This window comes from Pseudooceanicola aestuariicola (assembly GCF_045763785.1).
GTDB lineage: Bacteria > Pseudomonadota > Alphaproteobacteria > Rhodobacterales > Rhodobacteraceae > Pseudooceanicola.
Genome location: NZ_JBJGSF010000002.1, coordinates 464116 through 481372, shown reverse-complemented (window position 1 = coordinate 481372; position 17257 = coordinate 464116). Strand labels below are relative to the sequence as shown.

Here is a 17257-nt window from a genome sequence, read left to right as displayed (position 1 = left end):
CGGACCACCACCCCACTTGATCCACCACCCCCCGCCCTGTAGGCATTTCACGGACAGTAAGGAGCGCGACATGCAGGACGATCCCAAGACTTTGGTTTCCACCGATTGGCTGGCCGCCCATTTGGACGACCCCGATCTGCGCATCCTTGACGCCAGCTGGTACCTGCCCGCGATGAACCGGGACCCCAAGGCCGAATACGACGCGGCCCATATCCCCGGCGCGCGCTTCTTCGACATCGATGAAATCAGCGACCTGCGGTCCGACCTGCCGCACATGGCCCCCCCGGTCGAAAAGTTCATGTCCCGCATGCGCGCCATGGGCGTCGGCGACGGCCATCAGGTCGTGATCTATGACGGCATGGGCGTCTTCTCGGCCCCGCGGGTCTGGTGGTTGTTCCGCCTGATGGGTCAGGAAGACGTGGCCGTGCTGGACGGGGGCCTTCCCAAATGGCAGGCCGAAGGGCACCCCACCGAAGACATGCCCCCCGTAGTCCGTGATCGCCATATGACCGTCCGTCGTCAGAACCACCTGATCAAGGACGTCACGCAGGTGTCGGCTGCATCAAAGCTGGCGGATACCGTGATCCTCGATGCGCGCTCCGCGGGCCGCTTTGAAGGGACCGACGACGAACCCCGCCCCGGCCTGCGCAAAGGCCATATCCCCGGCTCCAGCAACCTGCCCTATGGCGATCTGCAGACCGACGATGGCACGATGAAATCCCCCGAAGATATGGCAAAGGTGTTCGAGGCGCGCGGCGTCACCACCAAGACACCCGTCATCACCTCCTGCGGCTCGGGCGTGTCGGCCGCGATCATCAATCTGGGGCTAGAGATCATCGGCAACCGAAACCATGCTCTTTACGACGGGTCCTGGGCCGAATGGGGCGCCTTCCCCACCCTGCCCGTCGCCACTGGCAGCGAAAGCGACTGATCTTGCTGGAAAACCTGACTGCGCAACCCGAAGACGCCATCCTTGCCATGATGGACGCCTTCCGGGCGGACCCCCGCGCCGACAAGATCGACCTTGGCGTCGGCATCTACCGTGACGCGGCAGGCACCACGCCTGTCATGGCGGCTGTCAAACAGGCCGAACAAGCGCTCTTGGATCAGCAGGCGACCAAGGCCTACACCTCGCTAGGGGGAGACCCGGCATTCACCCGCGCCATCGCGGATCTGGTGCTGGCCGACAGCATTGATCCCGCCTTGGTCACTGGCGTGGGCACCGTGGGGGGCACTGGCGCGGTACGTCAGGGGCTTGACCTCGCGCGGCTGGCGAACAAGGGCGCGACGGTCCATATCCCCGATCCAAGCTGGCCCAACCACCGCGCGATCGTTCAGGCTGTCGGGCTAGGCTGCAAGACCTACCGCTATTTCGACGCCGAAACGGGCGGGCTGGATCACGATGGGCTGATCGCCGACCTCGCCGCCATTTCGGCGGGCGATATCGTTCTTCTGCACGGCTGCTGTCACAACCCTACCGGCGCAGACCCGGACCCCGCGCAATGGGACCAGATCATCGACACGATCAAGGCCAGCGGCGCAACCGTCATGATCGATCTCGCCTACCTAGGCTTTGGCGATGGGCTGGACCAAGACGCGCAGGCCACCCGCAAAATCGTGCAACAGATCCCCGAGGTCATTATCGCCGTCAGCTGTTCCAAGAACTTCGGCCTGTACCGTGACCGCGCGGGCGCTGTGCTGGTCACCGCCCCCACGGCTGAGGCCGCGCAGACGATCTATGGCAACCTCGCCACGCTGAACCGTCTGGCCTATTCCTTCCCCGCCGATCACGGCGCGAAGGTGACCGAGATGATCCTGAACGACGCCACCCTGCGCGGCACTTGGGCCACCGAACTGTCGGACATGCGGGTCCGGATCAACACCCTGCGCGCTGAACTGGCCACCGCCCTGCGCGACGCCACCGGATCAGACCGCTTTGCCTTTCTTGGATCGCAGCGCGGGATGTTTTCCCGGCTCGGCGCGACCCCGGAACAACTGCGGATCCTGCGTGAAGACCACGGGATTTATATCATCGGGGATGGTCGCATGAACATCGCGGGCCTGTCGTCCAAGGATATCCCGCGTCTGGCACAGGCGATCGCGACGGTCTGCGCTTAACGCCGACCTTCGCGCAGCCACCCGGCCAGGATCAGCGCCGACGCCACCAGCAGCACAAGCCACGCAGGCATCAACGGCACCTGACGCACGTCGCGCGTTTCGAACGCATCGCGTGGCGTCAGACCCAGCCAGCCACGGCCCGATGCAGGACGCCCGGGACGCACGTCACGGATGCTGGGGATGCCGTCGCTTAGGTTCCGCACACCGCCACGCGTTGCTTCTACCGTCGGCTCCAACAGCTCTCCATCCGCGATGGTTTGCTCGAACTCTCGTGGGGCGGACGGGCCGATGCCGATGACCGATTCCAGCTCGCCTTCGGCCAGACGATACAAACCGATTTCCGGCGCGGTATAGTCGGTCGTCCAGACGCCGGGCGCGGTTTCTGTCAGGGTCAGGTCTTCAATCTCTCCATCCGGGCGCATGATCGTCAGGGGACCCACGCTGTCGTCCAAGGTGCGACGGATGATGCGCATCGACTGGCCTTCGGCTTCGGCGGTCAGCGCCTCTTCCTCAAGCTCCGGTTCTTTCATCATCCAGTGCGCCAGCCGCCGCAGCAATTCTAACTGCGGGCCACCGCCTTCATATCCGCGGTTCCACAGCCACGCGTGGTCCGAGGCCAGCAGCGCCACGCGCCCTTCGCCCACACGGTCAAGGATCAACAGCGGGCGGTCATCTACGCCGGACATCACCACTTCTCCGTCGGACCCGCTGGCATCCACGTCGATATGCCGCATCCAGCGACCCCAGTCGCCAGACCATTCGGCCTCTAGGTTCGACGTCACGGGATGCCGACGGCCAAGGTCCGTGACGGTGGGGCGATAGGCTTCTTCCATGACACGGGCCGTCGACGGCTCGGCCGGGAGGATCGCGTTCAACGGGGAGCGATAGAGCGAGTCGGCCGACGCAAAGTCGGGCCCCGCAGCGACCAGAACCGCGCCACCCCGATCCACGTAATCCGCGACGTTCTGCAGATAGATCGAAGGCAGGATCCCGCGCCGCTTGTAACGGTCGAAAATGATCAGGTCGAAGTCGTCGACCTTGTCCATGAACAGCTCACGCGTGGGAAAGGCGATAAGGGACAGTTCCGACACCGGAACACCGTCCTGCTTGGCCGGGGGACGAAGAATGGTGAAATGCACCAGATCGACTGAACTGTCGGATTTCAGCAGGTTGCGCCACGTCCGCCCACCGGCATGCGGCTCCCCCGACACCAGCAGCACACGCAGCCGATCCCGCACGCCGTTCATCTGCACGATGGCCGAATTGTTGCGCGCGGTCAGCTCGCCCTCGGCCTCTGGCGTGGAAAACCGGATCACGTTGCGCCCTCCGTGCGGCAGCACCAAGGGCAGTTCCAGATCGACACCGGTGGCGACCATGAATTCCTGCGGCTCACCCCCGTCGATCGAGATATTTAGCGGCACCTGCGCCGCCTCGGGCGCGTCGCCTGCATCTTCGATCCGCAGGGTCAGCGTGACCTCTTCGTCCAGAATGGCGAAGGCCGGGGCGTTGCGGACGATCAGACGGCGGTCCCAATCCTCCGGCTCTCCGGTCAGCAGCAGGTGCAGCGGCGCGGGCAGGTCGGGGGCCTGATCCAGATCGTGCAAACGCCCGTCCGACAAAAGGATCATCCCCGCCACGCGGGCGCGCGGTTCTTCGGCCAGCGCGTCGGCTAGGGCGGTCATCAGGCGCGTGCCCTCATCCCCCGGTGCATCGGCCAGCGTAACGCGGCGCACCTCGGTATTCGGGCGGGCGGCGATGCGGGCGGCCAGCGCTTCGGCGGCTTCTTCCGTCTGTTCGGCGCGGTCCGACAACCGCTGCGATGCGGTGCGGTCTTCGACAAGGATCACGATGTCGGTCAAAGGCGTGCGATCTTCTTGCCGCCACGACGGCCCGGTCAACGCGGCGATCACCACGACGGCGGCCAGCCCCCGCAACGCCCAGCCTGCCAGCCCTCGCCAAACGGCCAGCACCACGCCAACCACGGCGATGGCGGCGAAGATCCCAACCAGAACCCACGGCAGCAAAGGAGAGAAGACGATCGTTCCGGTCATTGACCCAACCTGTCGAGAAGCGCAGGCACATGGACCTGATCGGATTTATAATTCCCTGTCAGCACATGCATGATCAGGTTCACGCCAAAGCGGTACGCGATTTCGCGTTGCCGTTCGCCCGAATAGCCCCGGCCAATCGGCACCAGCGGTCCACCGCGGTCGTCCACGGCCCAAGCCGCCGCCCAGTCGTTTCCGCCAATCACCACCGGCGTCACACCGTCATTGAGGTTGCGAAACGGCATCCCTTCGACAAATTCGGCATCCGGCGGCGCGGCTTCGACCCAGACGGATCGGCCCACATGCCGCCCCGGAAAGTCCCGCAGCAGATAGAAGGTGCGCGTCAGAACATGGTCTTCGGGCACTGGCTCCAGCGCGGGGATGTCCAGCGGCGCGGCCAGCGTCTGCAGCTTGCGCCCATTGGGCGATGACGTGCCGAACCCCGCCACATCCGCATCGCGCGTGTCGAACAGGATCATCCCGCCCGTACGCAGATAGCGGTTCAGTTTCTCATAGGCGACGTCCGACGGAACCGGCTGATCCGGCGTGATCGGCCAGTACAGCAGCGGGTAAAACCCCAGCTCATCCGTCTCAAGGTTCACCGACATCGGCTCTGCCGGCTCAACGGAGGTGCGGAAGTTCAGGACCTGCCCCAGCCCGCGCAAGCCGGCCTGCGCCACGTCGTCCACCTGCGGGTTGCCGGTGATGACATGGGCCAGCACGACCTCTGACGTCGCTTCCATCGCGCGCGACAAATCCTCGGACGCCTCCTGCGCCTTGGCACCCGGTGCCGCCACCATCAGCGCCAGCAGAACCACGGCCATGCCCGATCCGACCCGGCCACCGGACAAACGCCCGGACAAGGCCAAAGTCGCCAGAACATCGGCCGTCAGCAGCACCAGCGACAGGGCCAGCAACCAGCCACCAAGGGGTTGTTCTTCGACGCGGGTCATCCCTTCGACCCGCAGGCGGGACGGCCACTGAACCGGCATCAACTCGGCCTCGGCCCCCAGCACATTGCGCGCCAAGGTCCGGTCGCTGCTTTGATACAATCCCGGCTGCAACGCGCCGCTAAGATCGCCATCAATCAACTGCTCTCCGGCGACACCGGGCAGAGTGCCCGCGCGAACCACCCGGCCATCCGCCGTCAGGATCTGCACGGGTTGCCATGTGGTGCCTTCCAGATCAGCGGCCTCGGGGCGTGTCGCTGCCGATGACACCGACAGCCGCTCCAGCATCTGCACGAACAGGCCCGACAAGGGCAGCGTGGACCATTCCGCATTGGCGGTGACATGGAACAGCACAACCTGCCCCTGACCGATGGCCTTGCGCGTCACCAAGGGCGTACCATCCGACAGCCGCGCGATCACGCGTTGGGCCAGCGACGGGTCCGGTTGCGCCATGACCTGACTGGCCACGGTCACGTCGTCCGGCACGTCCAACCCGTTGAACGGGCTGTCCGCGTCGAAGGGGGCCAGTGTCTTGGGTTCGCCCCAGCTCATCGCGCCGCCAACATTGCGGCCACCGGCGCGCAGGCGCACGGGCATAAGCGGGTCTTCGGCGTCGCGGCTGACATCACTGGCCGCCAGTCGCGGCCCGGCAAAACGCAGCAGCAATCCGCCGTCGGACGCCCAATCGGTCAGCGCTTCTTCTTCCAGCGCGGACAGGGCGGCCACGTCGGCCAGAACGATCACATCGGGGTTGGCAGGCAGGATGTCGGTCAGCGGGCCTTCCAGCAGGTCCACCGACGGCTCTAGCGCCTTGCGCAGGTAATGCATGGGCGACAACAGGTCGAGCGTTTCGCCCTCCTGCCGGGTGCCGATCAGCGCGACTTCGCGGCGGCGGAAACTGTCGTCAGACAGGGTCGTCGCCCCGGCGGTCCGTTCACCGGCAATGGCCATATGGGTGACCCGCGCGCGCAGTTCGGCCGGTAGGGACAGGGCAGCGGTAGCCACCGTCTCTCCGTCTGCGAACATCATCGGCAGGTTGGCCAGCGTGCGCATCGTGCCAGACGGATCGCGTCCCATGGCCTGCACGGTAATCTCACGCTCCCCCAGTGCCAGCGGGCGGACGGCAGTCACGGATAGCGCGCCGTCTTCGATCACCACGGGGCGCAGGCCCAAGGCGGGGCGCGGGCTTTCGTAGATCGTGACGGTGCCGCGATCTTCTAACGCGTTCAGCAGGGCAAATCGGCCATCGCGGTCTAGCCCGTCGGAAATCCAATAGGTGTCGAAATCCGTATCGGGCAGCGCCTCGGCCACCGCGCGAATATCCTGCGCAGTCGGCGCCCATGCGCGGGCGTCAAAGCCGGGAAGACGGCTGCGCCATGTGTCGGCAGCGCGGAAGACAGGCGTTTCAGGCGTCGTCAGGCGAATGACAGAGGCGGTGCGCCCCTGACGCCCAGCCTCGGCCAGTACGCCATCGATCAGATCGCTTTGCGCATCCCAATCGCGGGCCGACGCCCACGAGCCATCAAGCACCACAAGCAGCGGACCATTGCCCGTCTCTGCCTCGTCCGAAGGGTTCAGCACCGGGCCGGCGAGCCCGATAATCACAGCCGCGACCGCCAGCATCCGCAACAACAGCAGCCACCATGGCGTCCGGTCGGTGACTTGTTCGTCATCCGTCAGCCCCAGCAGCAGCGCCACACCGGGAAACCGCCGCCGGATCGGCGCAGGTGGAATAGCGCGCAGCAGGATCCACAGGATCGGCAGCGCCGCCAAAGCGACCAGCAACCAAGGTGCGGCAAATCCGATGGGGCCCAAGGTCATGACGTCCCCCGATCCAGCGCCTGATAAATGGTCAGCAGCGCCGATTGCGCCGAATGATCCGTGTGGTGGATCATGTATTGCCAGCCCGTCGCGCGGCACAGCTGGTCCAGCCGATCTTTGCGTTCGGCCAGCCGCACAAGGTACCGGTCGCGCAGGTCGTTGGCCTTCAGCGTTTCATGTTCGACAGTGCCGCCGATCGATTGGAAAATCGTGCGGCCTTTGAAGGGAAAGGATTCCTCGGCCGGGTCCAGAACCTGCAGCAGCACACCCCGGATGCCACGGTCAGCGGCCTTGGTCAGGGCCAATTCGACCTGATCCATATCGCCCAGATAGTCCGACACGAACAACGCCCGCGCATTGGGGATCATCGCGCGGTGTTCCGGCACGCCATAATCGCCCTCCGCCGCCTGAGAGAAGAATTCGGCCAGTCGCAGGATTTGGTTTCGCGCACGCCGTGGCGGCAGCAGCGTCCCGGTCAGGCCAACACGTTCGCCACCCCGGATCAACAGGATCGCCGTGGCCAGCGCCAGCAGGCGACCGCGTTCGCATTTCTCGGGGAACCGCGCGTCGGACGAAAACCGCATCGACGCCGCCTGATCGACCCACAGCATCACCGATTGCGCGATCTGCCATTCGCGTTCGCGCACATACCGTTCGTCACTGCGCGCCGATCTGCGCCAATCGACCCAGCGGCGCGGATCGCCCGGCTGCGCGGGGCGGTACTGCCAGAAATCATCCCCCAGCCCCGACCGGCGACGCCCGTGATCGCCCAGCAGGACGGTGCCCGCCAGATGTTCAGCCCGCGCAAGCAGGGGCGGCAGGCTGGCTGCCTGCGTTTCCGCCCGTTCGCGTAATTCGCGAGGGTCCTGAACAAGGGTGGGGGTTTGGCTCACGCGGCGGCCTCGGCGCCGGTCACGGTGGCGGCGGTTTCTTCGATCAGCGCGGCAAGACTGTCACCCCGGGCGCGCGCGGCAAAGTTCAGGCCCATCCGGTGCGACAACACGGGCCGCGCCATCGCGACCACATCTTCGGTCGAGGGCGCAAGCCGCCCGTTCAGCATCGCCCGCGCCCGCACGGTCATCATCAGCGCCTGCGCGGCACGCGGACCGGGACCCCAGTTCACCGTTTCGCGCACGCGGGTCGAGGCCGAAGGATCATCCGGGCGGCACGCCCGCACCAGATCGAGGATCTGTTCCACAACCGATTCCCCAACGGGCATCCGGCGCAGCAGTTTCTGCGCGTCGATCAGTTCTTGCGCGGTGAACACCTGATGAGCCTCTTCTTCCTCGACGCCGGTGGTGGCGATCAGGATAGCCTTCTCGGTTTCCCGATCCGGATATTCGACGTCGATCTGAACAAGGAAACGGTCCAACTGCGCTTCGGGCAGCGGATAGGTGCCTTCCTGTTCGATGGGGTTCTGCGTGGCAAGCACGTGGAAGGGATGGCCCAGATCACGGTCTTCGCCCGCAACGGTCACCTGCTTTTCCTGCATCGCCTGCAACAGTGCCGACTGCGTCCGCGGCGAGGCGCGGTTGATTTCGTCCGCCATCAGCAACTGACAGAAGATCGGCCCCTGCAAGAAGCGGAACGACCGCGATCCATCCTCGGCCGTTTCCAGTACTTCGGAGCCCAGAATATCGGCAGGCATCAGGTCGGGCGTGAACTGAATGCGATTCCCGTCCAGCCCCATCACCGTCGACAGCGCATCCACCAGACGGGTTTTCCCCAGACCCGGCAGACCGATCAGCAACCCGTGGCCACCGCACAAAAGCGACGCCAAGGTCAGTTCGACCACCTTTTCCTGCCCGATGAACCGTCGTTCGATGGATTTCCGGGCTGTGGCCAGCTTGGCTTCGACCGCTTCGATCTGGGCAACTAGGTCGTCGTCTTGGATTGCGGTCATGGCAAAGGCTCCGTCGGGGACTATGTTTGGGATAAGTCTATCGCGCGAAAGAGGGATGACAAAAGGAATGAGTGCACAAAATAACGTGAAACCCTCGGCAGACGCGATTGCTGCCTCGGTAAAAGCAGCAGCCAAAGGGCGCGGGCTACCCCCGGTGGACAAATGGGACCCGCCCGACAGGGGCAAGATCGACATGAAGATCACGCGCGATGGCATCTGGTTTCACGAAGGAACGCCCATCAATCGCCCGGAATTGGTCCGCCTGTTTTCGACGATTCTGCGCCGCGACGACGACCGCTATATGCTGGTCACCCCGGTCGAGAAGGTCGAGATCGAGGTCGAGGACGCGCCCTTTCTTGCCGTGGATTTCGAGGTCGCGGGGACCGGAGAGGCGCAGGCGCTGACGTTTCACACCACGGTGGGCGATCAGGCGACGGCAGGGCCTGACAACCCGATCCGGGTGGTCCGCGATGCGGAAACGGGCGAGCCGTCGCCCTACGTCACGATCCGGCGCAGGCTTGAGGCGCTGATTGACCGCAAAAGTTTCTACCGGCTGATTGATCTGGGGGTGCATCGGGAACATGAAGGTGCCTCTTGGTTTGGCCTCTGGTCACAGGGCTCGTTTTTTCCCATCATCCCGTCAGATGAGTTAACGACCGATTAACCAAGCGGTCGCAGCCTGAAGGAGCGACCGCCCTGCCCCGTTTTTGTGCGAATATTTCGTTTTTGTGGAAGGACTTGGACCTGCCGTCACGCGTCTACGCGGCGCAGGCTGCCGGATTCGAGGCGGTGGAGATCCTGTTTCCCTATGATATCCCCGCGCCCGAATTGCGCCGGGCGTTGGACCTGTCAGGCCTGCCGCTGGCGCTGATCAATTGCCCGCCGCCGAACTACACAGGCGGCAACCGAGGCTTCGCCGCCGTCCCCGCCGACCGCGACCGATTCCGCACCGATTTCCGCCGCGCGCTGCGCTATGCGCAGACCCTCAAGGCGCAGCACCTGCACATCATGTCGGGCGTAGCAACAGGCGACGACGCGCGAGCCTGCCTGATCGACAACCTGACATGGGCCTGCGCAGAATCGCCCGACCAATCCCTGACGATCGAGCCGATCAACCCAGTCGATATGCCCGGCTATTTCCTGAACGATTTCGATCTGGCGGCTGACATTATTCGCGCCGTAAACGCCCCCAACCTCGGCCTGCAATTCGATGCCTACCACGCGCATCGGATCACTGGCGACGTCATGGGCACATGGGCCAAGCACCGCGATCTGGTGCGCCACGTGCAATTCGCCGACCACCCCGGACGGCACGAACCCGGAAGAGGAGAGATCGACCTGACCACATTTTTCGCGCAACTGGACACCGAAGGCTATGACGGCTGGGCCGGCGCGGAATATGCGCCCTCGGCCGATCCGGACGAAACTTTGTCGTGGATGCTGAAATCCTCCTGACAGAATGCTGTCAGGAGGGGTATGTCATACCCACCCCATCGAAACACTTGATGGAGACAAATCGATGACCACCGAAACCACCGTCTGGACCGAAATCCCCGTATCCGACATCGCCGCCGCCGTAGATTTTTATGGCGAGGTATTCCAGTGGACCCTGTCCATGGACGACACCGGCCCGATGCCGATGGCCAACTTTGCGTCCGACATGAAGGGCTGCCACGGCCACCTGTACCCCGGCGCCCCTGCCAAGGACGGCAGCGGCCCTACCATCCATCTGGCCGTTCCTGACAATCTTGAGGCCGCGACCGAACGTCTGCAAAAAGCTGGCGGCACGGTCGTCATGGGGCCGATCCCGATCCCGGTGGGTCGGTTCACCAAATGCACCGACCCCGATGGCAATTCCATCGGTCTGTTCGAACGGGCCGCCTGATGCGACGCGCCGACCGCCTGTTTCAGATCGTCCAGTTTCTAAGGGGCGGTCGGCTTGTCACTGCAAGGCAACTGGCTGAAAAGCTGGAAGTTTCCGAACGCACCATTTACCGCGACGTGGCCGACCTGATCGGCTCTGGCGTCCCTGTCGAAGGGGAGGCCGGGGTCGGGTATGTCATGCGCGGGGGATATGACCTGCCGCCGCTGATGTTTACCCAAGACGAAATCGTGGCGCTGGTCGCCGGCGCCCGGCTGATCCGCGCCTGGGGCGGGCTGTCCATGGCCGCCGCCGCCGAAGAGGCGCTGGTCAAGATCAACGCGGTCCTGCCCGACGATGCCAAGACGCGGCTGGAACGGGTGCAGATCCACGCCCTGACCTTTGACGGGATCGATGATGTTGTGCGCGACCGGCTGGACCGGATCGAGGCCGCGATCAACGCCCGCCACCGGATCGACATCGACTATACCAAGGACACGGCCAAAGACGGGGGCGCCACCGATCAGCGTCTGCTGCGCCCGCTTGGGCTATTTTTCTGGGGCAAGGTCTGGACGCTGGTCGCGTGGTGCGAATTACGCAATGATTTTCGAAACTTCCGCGTGGACCGTATCGACCGGATGGAGCTGGGAGAGCCGTTCAAGGACGACCGCGACAAAACCCTGATGGCCTTCTACGACCTGCAGCGACGGCGCGGCTATTCCCCGCCCTCATCCGGGCCGGTCATCTGATCCCTGACCCCTAGTGCCCGATGGCAGGGACATCCTGACAGGCGGCGTCTGCCGGTTCGATTTCGATCACCGAATGGTGGATGTGAAACCGATCCGCCAGCAGCGCCTTGGCGGCCAGCCGCACCTCATCCCCGAACCCATCTTGGCGAACCACATGCGCCTCTAGCGCGGTTTCGTGTTCCTGCATCCGCCACAGGTGAAGGTGGTGAACGTCCGTGACCCCCGGAATGGTGCGCAGCGCGTCCAGCACCTCTTGCGTCTGGGTCTTATCGGGGCTGCCCATCATCAGGATGCGGATGGCGGGCATCACCTCAGACCCGGCGTGCCACAGGATGTAGGCCGCGATGCCAAGCGTGACGATGGGGTCGATCAGCCGCCAGTCATAAAGCAGGATCAGCGTTCCCGCGACGATCACCGCAACCGACCCAAGCGCATCAGCCACGTTATGCAGAAAGGCCGCGCGGACGTTCATGCTGTCCTTGGACATGCGATAGGTCAGCAGCGCCGTAACCGCGTCGATCACTAGCGCCAGCCCGGCAACAATCACCACGATCCAGCCTTCGACCGGCTGCGGATCGATCAGGCGCATCACCCCTTCGGAGGCCAGCCAAACCGACACCATGATCAGCGTGGTGTAATTGACCAAGGCCGCGACGACCTCGATCCGGCCATAGCCGAAGGTCATCCCCGCATCCGCAGGCCGCCGGGCAATCCGCCGCGCGGCCAGCGCCAGAATTAATGAAATTGCGTCAGAAAGGTTGTGGATCGCATCCGCAATCAGCGCGAGAGAGCCGGAGATCACGCCCGCAACGATCTGCGCCAGCGTCAGGATCAGGTTGATCCCGGTGGCCAGCCACAGGTTCTTGTCACCCCCGTCAGCGGGCAAAGCGTGGTGATGGTGCGAATGATCGTGGGGCATCTTGCGGCCAGAACGTCAGATCGAGCGCCAAGTGGCAAGCCCGATCTGGGTTACGCGGCCTGACCAGCGGCCTCGATCTGGTTTTCGCTTTTCTTCCCGGCTTTGGCCGCAGCGACCAAGGCCCGGAACAGCGCACGCTGGCGACGGGCATAAAACAGATGCTCTGGGTGCCACTGAACACCTAGGGCAAAGGGATCGCTGACCCGTTCGATGGCTTGGATCATGCCGCCGCTGTCGCGCGCGGCCACCCGCAGACCTTCGCCCAGCTTGTTCACCGCCTGCGAATGCAGCGCGTTGACCTTCATCGGGTCAGCCCCGGTGTGTTCGATCAATCGCGTATCCGGCAGCACCCGCACGGTTTTGCGCGGCAGGACGGTGCGGTAATAGCGGCTATCGGAATAGGTGGCATAGGCATCCTGATCCAAAGTACCGCCGAGGGCGATGTTGATCATCTGCGACCCGCGGCAGATGCCCAGAACGGGTTTGTTCTGCTCTTGCGCCTCACCCACCAGACGCCGTTCCAGCGCGTCGCGGGCAGGGTCGAGCCGGGCAGAAGCAACAACCTCGCCGCCGTATAGGTCGGGGGAAATATCGTCGCCCCCGCCGATGATAAGACCGTCGATGCTGCTGACATCCGCAGGACGGCCTGCGCCCCAGCGGACGGCCTTACCGCCCGCCAGCCAGACGTTCAGCGCGACCAGCGGAAAGATGCGCCAGCCAGAGCGTTTCGAGGTGGTGACACCGATCAGAGGGCGGCTCATGCGAAATCCACCTCTTTGACCAGACCGGCATCAGACAGGATCTCTCCGCAGCGTTCCGCCCAAGGCGAACGGCGCAGGGTGATGGACCCGTGCTGATCCAACCATTCGGACATCAGACGATCCAGCAGATCACGGTCGGCGGCAATCGTTTCGACCAGACGCCAGCGATCCCATTCCATCGCCAGCGACCAGTTCTTTTCGTCGATCCGGCTGTCGGGCAGACGGAAATGGAACGTCGGCCGGGCCGAGGTCGGATCATCACCCAAGGCATCGCGCACGGTTTTTTCATCCAGCCACGCAAAGATCGGCAGCATATCCAGCCCATAGTTCCGGCTGGGTGCGTGTTCCAGATACAGCTCCATCGCGCGGGCAGGTTCCACGACGCCCGCGTCGCAGAAGGCTTTGACCAGATCGGTGGGATATGGATCGGTGAAGGGCAGAACACGACGGCTCAGGTCGATGGGTTCGGCCTTACGCATCCAGTCTTCGATCAGCGCGTAGGCGATCAGGGGGGCGGTAATATCTTCGGCGTTGCAGCTTGCGATGGCCGGGTTGAAGTGCACGCCAAACCCATAGGCCATACCAGATCGGGTGCCTTCGGCCCCCTCTTTGCGCAGGGCGTCGCGCAACTCATCCAGCTTGACCATCTGGTCGCGGGTTAGCGGTTCCGTCACCAGTTCCACAGGGATCACGGCCTTGCCCACGTCCAGCCCGATCTTCTTGGCGGCACTGTCGTCGGCATAACGCAGGGCAGTGTCGAGGTAGATCTCGATCTTGCCGATTTCGGACCCGGTGACTTCCCACGCGTGCTCGTCTGTATTCTCGGCCTCACCACCCAGAACGCGGGTGGCGATCTTGGCCGTGTCTTCGGCAGAAACGCCGGAATATTCGATCTCAACCCCGGTTAGACGGGGGTTCCCGTCGAAATCCGTGTCCTTCGGAAGGGGTTTGAAAGTACTGTCTGTCATGTTGCCCTCTTTTTAGGACAACCAGTTGACCCCGTTTGGGTTCCCGCCTCAGGCGAAAAGCGCCACCAACTGCTGGGCCGAGGCCAGAAGCATCCCATCCCGCGACCGGATTTCCATGTCCTGCACGGAATAGCCGTCAGCCGAGTGTTTGGATGTCGTGCGGGTGACCTGCCAGTCGTTGTCGGTGGGCATCCGCGCCACATCCAGCGCCCAAGTGATCGTGCTGACCGGAGCCCCGGCAGTGAACGTCGCCATGGCCGCGGGCGGCAGGTTGTCGGCGTTACAGATAAAGGCGATTTCCGGGTCGACGTCGTCACGGGCGGCAAGGCGGGTCCAGACGATCATCTCGGGCCGGTCAGAGCCAGAGGCCAGTTGCGCGCCGTCGGCCAACCGTGCTTCGAAATTCTTGAAGAAGCTCGGGCCAGAGGACCGGCGGATCAGCTGGGGGCTGTCGTCGGGGCCGGGCACATTCTGGTCGGCCAGATAGTCGTGGGTGTAGGCGCTTTCGCGGGGGCCGCCGAACACAAAGGTGCAGCGCGCGCCCAGCTTGTCGGCGCTGATGCAATCGACCTGAACAAAGGAAGACGACCGCCCTGCGCGGATCAACTCGACCTTAAATTCGACCTCTTCACTGATGGGCCGCAGAAAGCTGACCTGCATCGACCGCAGGGCGGGCAGCTCTGGCAGTGCCTTGCGTGTCGCAGCCAGCGCCAGCGCGGCGGTGATCCCGCCAAAGGCCGTGCGGCCCTGCATCCAGTGCGGCGATATCCGCGCGGCGATCCGGCCATCCTGACCCGAAAGGTCGCGCACCATGTCGCCCAGAGACGGAACGATTTCGTCGGTCATAAGCACCCCAAGCATAGAAAAAGGGCCGGGATTTCCCCCGGCCCTCTGATCATTGGATTAAGCAGCGAAGGCCACACGGCTAAGGTGATAATCGGTATCCCCCAGCTGCGCGTCGATCATGATGATGCGCTTAGCATAATGCGAACCGGGATATTCCCAAGTCATCGCGATACCACCGTGCAGCTGGATCGCTTCTTCGGCCACCAGACGACCGGCGCGACCGATCAGGTTCTTGGCCATCGAGCAATAGCGCGACGCGTCTTTGCCACCCAGTTCTGCAGCGGCCTTGATGACGATCGAGCGCGACTGCTCAATCTCGGTGAGCATGTCCACGGCACGGTGCTGCAACACCTGGAACGTGCCGATCGGACGACCGAACTGTTTGCGCTGACCAAGGTATTCCACGGTCATCTTGTGCAGCACGTCCATCGCGCCCACGGCTTCGGAGCACAGCGCCACGATGCCCGCGTTGATCGCGTCTTGAACCGCTTCATCCGCCTTTTCCAGCAGCAGCTTGGCAGGTGCGTTTTCCAGCACGACTTCGGCCGCGCCAGCACCGTCCATCATGGCATAGCCCGTGACCGACGCGTCAGACGCCGCCACTTCGTAGACGTTCAGGCTGTCACCTTCCTTGGCCGCGACCAAGAAGACATCAGCCGCCTGCCCGCCATAGACGATGGATTTCCGGCCCGAGACTTTGTCGCCGCTCGCCGTCGCTTGGATCGACGCCATGTCGTAAGGCGCATCCACTTCGCCCAGACCCACTGCATAACGGGTTTCACCGGAGAGCAGCGCCTCTTGATCCGCGCCTGCGGCGGTCATCAGGCGGGATGCCATCAGCGCGCCCAGAACAGGCTCGGGGCACAGAACGCGGCCCAGTTCTTCGAACACCACAGAGATGTCGAAGCCCGTGCCACCCATGCCACCGGCCTCTTCGGGTGCCAGCGCAAAGAGCGCGCCCAGTTCCGTCAACTCGCCCCACTTGGCAGGGTCATGGAACGGTTCGGCATAGGCCACCTTGTTGCGGTGGTCGATCTGGTACTTATCGCCAAGGTAACGACGCAGGCTGTCCTGCAGCATCTGGCGATCTTCGGTCAGGTCAAAATTCATCTGATTACAGTCCCAGCATAGTCTTGGTCAGGATGTTTCGCTGGATCTCGTTCGAGCCACCGAAAATCGACGTCTTACGGTTGTTGAAGTAGCGCGCGGCGTTGTTCGCCTGCCCTTCGGGTGCGACATCAAGGTTCGAGCCGGAGAGCGACCCCGGGAAGGGTGCCGCGTTGGCCCCGAGTGCACGGCGGCGCAGGTCCTTGAACTCTTGGTTGATGACGGTGCCCTTGATCTTGAGGATCGAGGTTTCCGGCCCCGGTGCGCCCTGCTTTTGTGCCGTGAACAGCATCCGCAGGTTCGTCAGCTTCATCGCTTCCAGATCAATTTCGGCCTGCGCGATGCGGGCAGCGAACAGCGGATCTTCGATCAGCGGCTTGCCGTTGCGCATGACCTTTTTCGCCAGTTCTTTGGTTTCTTCCAGCTCCAGCATGGAGAAACCGACGCCTGCGATCCCGGTACGTTCGTGGGTCAGCAGGTACTTGGCGATGGTCCAGCCTTTGTTTTCTTCGCCGACAAGGTTTTCGTACGGGACACGTACGTCGGTAAAGAAGACTTCGTTCACCTCATGGCCACCCTCGATCAGCTTGATCGGGCGCACTTCGACGCCGGGCGTGGACATGTCGACGAGGATGAAGGAAATGCCTTCCTGCTGCTTCACGTCTGGATCAGTACGACACAGGCAGAAGATCATGTTGGCGTGCTGGCCAAGCGTGGTCCACGTCTTCTGACCATTGATGACCCATTCGTCACCCTCACGCACGGCGCGGGTTTTCAGCGACGCAAGGTCCGACCCGGCACCCGGTTCGGAATAGCCCTGACACCACCAGTCGTCGCCATTCAGGATGCGCGGCAGGTAATAGTCTTTCTGCTCTTGCGTGCCGAATTTCTGCAGCACGGGGCCAAGCATGTTAAGGCCAAAGGGAACGATCCGCGGTGCATAAGCGGCGCAGCTTTCCTCTTCGAAGATGTGCCGTTCAACCGGACCCCAGCCGGGGCCGCCGTATTCCTTGGGCCAAGTCGCCGCCAGCCAGCCTTTTTCGTTCAGGATCGCGTGATAACGCTCCATGATCTCTTTGGTCAGCTCGCCGCCGTTCTTCACGGCATCGCGGATGTCATCAGGCAGGTTTTCTTTAAAAAAATCCTGGACTTCCTGGCGAAACGCCTCTTCTTCGGGGGTGAAGTTCAGATCCATATCTAACGCTC

16 protein-coding genes are annotated in these 17257 nt (G+C 63.6%); 6 read left to right on the top strand and 10 right to left on the bottom strand.

The window, feature by feature from the left end; all coding sequences use genetic code 11:
• The first annotated feature begins 70 nt into the window (after positions 1-70).
• Both sseA and ACI3GR_RS10250 read left to right on the top strand, forming a co-directional pair.
• Entirely contained in the window at positions 71-931 is an 861-nt protein-coding gene (gene sseA, locus ACI3GR_RS10255; protein WP_407494252.1) for a 3-mercaptopyruvate sulfurtransferase, read from the top strand.
• A gap of 2 nt (positions 932-933) precedes the next feature.
• Positions 934-2118, top strand: coding sequence for an amino acid aminotransferase (locus ACI3GR_RS10250; protein WP_407494250.1), 1185 nt, complete (start codon positions 934-936; stop codon positions 2116-2118).
• Here the strand turns inward: ACI3GR_RS10250 and ACI3GR_RS10245 are convergent.
• From ACI3GR_RS10245 to ACI3GR_RS10230, 4 genes are read right to left on the bottom strand one after another with little or no spacing between them, the layout of a single operon-like run.
• On the bottom strand, positions 2115-4169 hold the full coding sequence (locus tag ACI3GR_RS10245; RefSeq protein ID WP_407494248.1) for a hypothetical protein: 2055 nt from the start codon (positions 4167-4169) through the stop codon (positions 2115-2117). The genes ACI3GR_RS10250 and ACI3GR_RS10245 overlap by 4 nt on opposite strands.
• Positions 4166-6937 (bottom strand): DUF4159 domain-containing protein, encoded by a 2772-nt coding sequence (locus tag ACI3GR_RS10240; RefSeq protein ID WP_407494246.1) that lies wholly within the window; start codon positions 6935-6937, stop codon positions 4166-4168. The genes ACI3GR_RS10245 and ACI3GR_RS10240 overlap by 4 nt, the downstream gene beginning before the upstream one ends.
• A complete protein-coding gene (locus ACI3GR_RS10235; RefSeq protein ID WP_407494244.1) occupies positions 6934-7830 on the bottom strand; it encodes a DUF58 domain-containing protein in 897 nt (298 codons plus the stop codon). Before ACI3GR_RS10235 ends, ACI3GR_RS10240 begins: the two co-directional genes overlap by 4 nt.
• A complete protein-coding gene (locus tag ACI3GR_RS10230) occupies positions 7827-8840 on the bottom strand; it encodes an AAA family ATPase (protein ID WP_407494242.1) in 1014 nt (337 codons plus the stop codon). The genes ACI3GR_RS10235 and ACI3GR_RS10230 overlap by 4 nt, the downstream gene beginning before the upstream one ends.
• 67 nt (positions 8841-8907) lie before the next feature.
• On the opposite strand from ACI3GR_RS10230, the gene ACI3GR_RS10225 reads away from it, so the two are divergent.
• From ACI3GR_RS10225 to ACI3GR_RS10210, 4 genes are all read left to right on the top strand, one after another.
• A complete protein-coding gene (locus ACI3GR_RS10225) occupies positions 8908-9504 on the top strand; it encodes a DUF1285 domain-containing protein (RefSeq protein WP_407494240.1) in 597 nt (198 codons plus the stop codon).
• A gap of 74 nt (positions 9505-9578) precedes the next feature.
• Complete coding sequence (locus ACI3GR_RS10220) at positions 9579-10295, top strand: hydroxypyruvate isomerase family protein (protein WP_407494238.1); 717 nt, start codon at positions 9579-9581, stop codon at positions 10293-10295.
• A gap of 64 nt (positions 10296-10359) precedes the next feature.
• Positions 10360-10725: a VOC family protein gene (locus tag ACI3GR_RS10215; protein WP_407494236.1), complete on the top strand. Its 366-nt coding sequence runs from the start codon at positions 10360-10362 to the stop codon at positions 10723-10725.
• Positions 10725-11450 (top strand): helix-turn-helix transcriptional regulator, encoded by a 726-nt coding sequence (locus ACI3GR_RS10210; protein ID WP_407494234.1) that lies wholly within the window; start codon positions 10725-10727, stop codon positions 11448-11450. Before ACI3GR_RS10215 ends, ACI3GR_RS10210 begins: the two co-directional genes overlap by 1 nt.
• A gap of 10 nt (positions 11451-11460) precedes the next feature.
• On the opposite strand, the gene ACI3GR_RS10205 is transcribed toward ACI3GR_RS10210, so the two are convergent.
• From ACI3GR_RS10205 to ACI3GR_RS10180, 6 genes are read right to left on the bottom strand one after another with little or no spacing between them, the layout of a single operon-like run.
• Complete coding sequence (locus ACI3GR_RS10205; RefSeq protein WP_407494232.1) at positions 11461-12369, bottom strand: cation diffusion facilitator family transporter; 909 nt, start codon at positions 12367-12369, stop codon at positions 11461-11463.
• Between the two features lie 50 nt (positions 12370-12419).
• Entirely contained in the window at positions 12420-13130 is a 711-nt protein-coding gene (locus ACI3GR_RS10200) for a gamma-glutamyl-gamma-aminobutyrate hydrolase family protein (protein ID WP_407494230.1), read from the bottom strand.
• Positions 13127-14098 carry an amidoligase family protein gene (locus ACI3GR_RS10195; protein ID WP_407494228.1) on the bottom strand — a complete coding sequence of 324 codons (972 nt, stop codon included), beginning with the start codon at positions 14096-14098 and terminating at the stop codon, positions 13127-13129. The genes ACI3GR_RS10200 and ACI3GR_RS10195 overlap by 4 nt, the downstream gene beginning before the upstream one ends.
• A gap of 48 nt (positions 14099-14146) precedes the next feature.
• Entirely contained in the window at positions 14147-14944 is a 798-nt protein-coding gene (locus ACI3GR_RS10190; protein ID WP_407494227.1) for a thioesterase family protein, read from the bottom strand.
• A 57-nt stretch (positions 14945-15001) separates the two neighbouring features.
• On the bottom strand, positions 15002-16054 hold the full coding sequence (locus ACI3GR_RS10185; protein WP_407494226.1) for an acyl-CoA dehydrogenase family protein: 1053 nt from the start codon (positions 16052-16054) through the stop codon (positions 15002-15004).
• A 4-nt stretch (positions 16055-16058) separates the two neighbouring features.
• Positions 16059-17246, bottom strand: coding sequence for an acyl-CoA dehydrogenase family protein (locus ACI3GR_RS10180; RefSeq protein ID WP_407494223.1), 1188 nt, complete (start codon positions 17244-17246; stop codon positions 16059-16061).
• Positions 17247-17257: the final 11 nt, after the last annotated feature.

Bases quoted from the DNA above. Each gene is read 5' to 3' on its own strand.
- sseA (WP_407494252.1), top strand. From the start codon at position 71: ATGCAGGACGATCCCAAGACTTTGGTTTCCACCGATTGGCTGGCCGCC.
- ACI3GR_RS10245 (WP_407494248.1), bottom strand. From the start codon at position 4,169: ATGACCGGAACGATCGTCTTCTCTCCTTTGCTGCCGTGGGTTCTGGTT.
- ACI3GR_RS10240 (WP_407494246.1), bottom strand. From the start codon at position 6,937: ATGACCTTGGGCCCCATCGGATTTGCCGCACCTTGGTTGCTGGTCGCT.
- ACI3GR_RS10230 (WP_407494242.1), bottom strand. From the start codon at position 8,840: ATGACCGCAATCCAAGACGACGACCTAGTTGCCCAGATCGAAGCGGTC.
- ACI3GR_RS10225 (WP_407494240.1), top strand. From the start codon at position 8,908: ATGAGTGCACAAAATAACGTGAAACCCTCGGCAGACGCGATTGCTGCC.
- ACI3GR_RS10215 (WP_407494236.1), top strand. From the start codon at position 10,360: ATGACCACCGAAACCACCGTCTGGACCGAAATCCCCGTATCCGACATC.
- ACI3GR_RS10210 (WP_407494234.1), top strand. From the start codon at position 10,725: ATGCGACGCGCCGACCGCCTGTTTCAGATCGTCCAGTTTCTAAGGGGC.
- ACI3GR_RS10205 (WP_407494232.1), bottom strand. From the start codon at position 12,369: ATGCCCCACGATCATTCGCACCATCACCACGCTTTGCCCGCTGACGGG.
- ACI3GR_RS10200 (WP_407494230.1), bottom strand. From the start codon at position 13,130: ATGAGCCGCCCTCTGATCGGTGTCACCACCTCGAAACGCTCTGGCTGG.
- ACI3GR_RS10195 (WP_407494228.1), bottom strand. From the start codon at position 14,098: ATGACAGACAGTACTTTCAAACCCCTTCCGAAGGACACGGATTTCGAC.
- ACI3GR_RS10190 (WP_407494227.1), bottom strand. From the start codon at position 14,944: ATGACCGACGAAATCGTTCCGTCTCTGGGCGACATGGTGCGCGACCTT.
- ACI3GR_RS10185 (WP_407494226.1), bottom strand. From the start codon at position 16,054: ATGAATTTTGACCTGACCGAAGATCGCCAGATGCTGCAGGACAGCCTG.
- ACI3GR_RS10180 (WP_407494223.1), bottom strand. From the start codon at position 17,246: ATGGATCTGAACTTCACCCCCGAAGAAGAGGCGTTTCGCCAGGAAGTC.